This is a genomic window from Neisseria sp. P0021.S006, from assembly GCF_051956895.1.
On the sequence record NZ_JBQCWZ010000214.1, the window covers coordinates 1 to 1,905 of the forward strand.

Here is a 1,905-nt window from a genome sequence, read left to right on the forward strand (position 1 = left end):
AGTACCTCATGTAGACGGCGCATTGGTTGGTGGCGCGTCATTATCATATGACTCCTTTACCGCCATCATCAACGCAGCACAAGCCTCGTAGAAAACATATGGAAGCCTTTAAAACCCTTATCTGGATCATTAATATTATTTCCGCTTTAGCCGTAATCGTGTTAGTATTGCTGCAACACGGTAAAGGCGCGGATGCCGGCGCAACGTTCGGTTCCGGCAGCGGTAGCGCGCAAGGCGTATTCGGTTCTGCCGGTAATGCCAACTTCCTCAGCCGCTCGACTGCCATTGCCGCAACATTTTTCTTTGCGACCTGTATGGCGATGGTGTATATTCACACCCACTCCAGTAAGCACGGTTTAGACTTCAGCGATGTGAAGCAGACCCAGCAAGCTCCTAAGCCTGCAACGCCTGCACAAAACAATACAACTCCTGTTGCACCAAATCCTCAGCAGCAGTAAGACAATTTGATTTATGCCGACATGGTGGAATTGGTAGACACGCTATCTTGAGGGGGTAGTGGCCGTAGGCTGTGCGAGTTCAAATCTCGCTGTCGGCACCACATTAGAAAATCTAACCGCTTTTTAGCGGTTATTTTTTCGTCTTGAGAATCTGCCTTTTATTTATCTTTAGGCCGAGACAGGGAAATACAATGAAGCGTTTGGTTGTCGGCATCAGCGGTGCCAGCGGTTTTCAGTATGGCGTGAAGGCTTTGCAGCTTTTGCGTGCGCATCAGGTAGAAACGCATTTGGTGGTTTCACAAGGGGCGGAAATGACCCGTACTTTGGAAACGGATTACACCAAAGAAGACGTTTATGCTTTGGCAGATGTCGTGCATTCCATCCGTAATGTCGGGGCAAGCATTGCCAGCGGTTCGTTTTTGACGGACGGAATGTTGATTGCGCCGTGTTCAATGAAAACTTTGGCTTCGGTTGCTCACGGGTTTGCCGATAATTTGCTCAGCCGTGCGGCGGATGTAACGTTGAAAGAGCGGCGCAGGCTGGTGTTGATGGTGCGTGAAGCGCCGTTAAACTTGGCGCACATTGAAAATATGCGCCGCGTGACAGAGATGGGCGGTATCGTGTTTCCTCCCGTTCCGGCTTTATATCAGAAGCCTGAATCCATCGAAGATATGATTACACACAGCGTCTCTCATGCTTTGGACTTGTTCGGCATCATTCAAAACGATGTGCCGCGCTGGCAGGGCTGATGTTTCAGACGGCCTGAGCATAATTTCGTCTACTGCGAAGGAAGATAAAAACCATGCAAACGATTCCTGTCAATATAGTGAAGTTTTTGAGCAATCATCATGTCGTCAGTATTGCTGCTGCGGAAGAGGGCGAAGTTTGGGCAGCTTGCTGTTTTTATGTGTTTGATGAGGTGAATGCCCGATTGATTGTGCTGACATCTTTGAAAACGAAGCATGGCGGAATGATGAGTCGTTCTGCCAAAGTAGCCGGTACCATTGCCGGACAACCTGACAGCATCGCAAAAATCAGCGGCATTCAGTTTGCGGCGACTGCCGCTTTGATTGAGGATGAAGCGGATTTGAAAGCGGCGCAGTCTTTGTATTACAAAGCGCATCCTGCTGCTCGAGTGATGAAAAGCGATGTTTGGGCATTGAATTTGGACAGTTTGAAATTCACTGACAATAAATTGGTATTCGCACAAAAAACGTACTGGAATCGCGAGGATTAAGAAAAGGCCGTCTGAAAGATGAAATTTCAGACGGCCTTTGGTAATGTTACAAATTAATCGTGTCCGAGATCGACAGTTTTGTCTTTGTAACGTGTATCGGGAACCAAAACGATTTTCTCGTCCACTTTGCCGATGGCTTTCACGTCTTTGCCCGGATAGTCCAGCTGATGCAGGAAGTAGCGGATACAGTTCAAACGTGCACGTTTTTTG

Annotated in this window: 4 protein-coding genes, 1 tRNA gene and 1 pseudogene; 5 read left to right on the forward strand and 1 reads right to left on the reverse strand. The window is 48.1% G+C overall.

The features are described 5' to 3' along the window. The 5 genes from ACTHUM_RS12655 to ACTHUM_RS12675 form a co-directional block, all read left to right on the forward strand. On the forward strand, positions 1–91 hold a 91-nt coding region (locus tag ACTHUM_RS12655), incomplete at its 5' end, for a triose-phosphate isomerase (RefSeq protein ID WP_440403021.1). A 7-nt stretch (positions 92–98) separates the two neighbouring features. Then, positions 99–458 carry a preprotein translocase subunit SecG gene (gene secG, locus ACTHUM_RS12660; RefSeq protein ID WP_003683944.1) on the forward strand — a complete coding sequence of 120 codons (360 nt, stop codon included), beginning with the start codon at positions 99–101 and terminating at the stop codon, positions 456–458. Positions 459–473: 15 nt separating this feature from the next. After that, positions 474–559, forward strand: a tRNA-Leu gene (locus ACTHUM_RS12665). Positions 560–649: 90 nt separating this feature from the next. Continuing rightward, a complete protein-coding gene (locus tag ACTHUM_RS12670) occupies positions 650–1,207 on the forward strand; it encodes a UbiX family flavin prenyltransferase (RefSeq protein WP_219089307.1) in 558 nt (185 codons plus the stop codon). Between the two features lie 53 nt (positions 1,208–1,260). Beyond that, entirely contained in the window at positions 1,261–1,695 is a 435-nt protein-coding gene (locus tag ACTHUM_RS12675; RefSeq protein ID WP_070843303.1) for a pyridoxamine 5'-phosphate oxidase family protein, read from the forward strand. Positions 1,696–1,748: 53 nt separating this feature from the next. Here ACTHUM_RS12675 and ACTHUM_RS12680 read toward each other — a convergent pair. Next, a pseudogene (locus ACTHUM_RS12680) lies at positions 1,749–1,905 on the reverse strand (polyphosphate kinase 2); the annotation flags it as partial.

What these genes read in the sequence shown, in the direction of transcription:
- ACTHUM_RS12670 (WP_219089307.1), top strand. Translation starts at nt 650, where the DNA reads ATGAAGCGTTTGGTTGTCGGCATCAGCGGTGCCAGCGGTTTTCAGTAT.
- secG (WP_003683944.1), top strand. Translation starts at nt 99, where the DNA reads ATGGAAGCCTTTAAAACCCTTATCTGGATCATTAATATTATTTCCGCT.
- ACTHUM_RS12675 (WP_070843303.1), top strand. Translation starts at nt 1,261, where the DNA reads ATGCAAACGATTCCTGTCAATATAGTGAAGTTTTTGAGCAATCATCAT.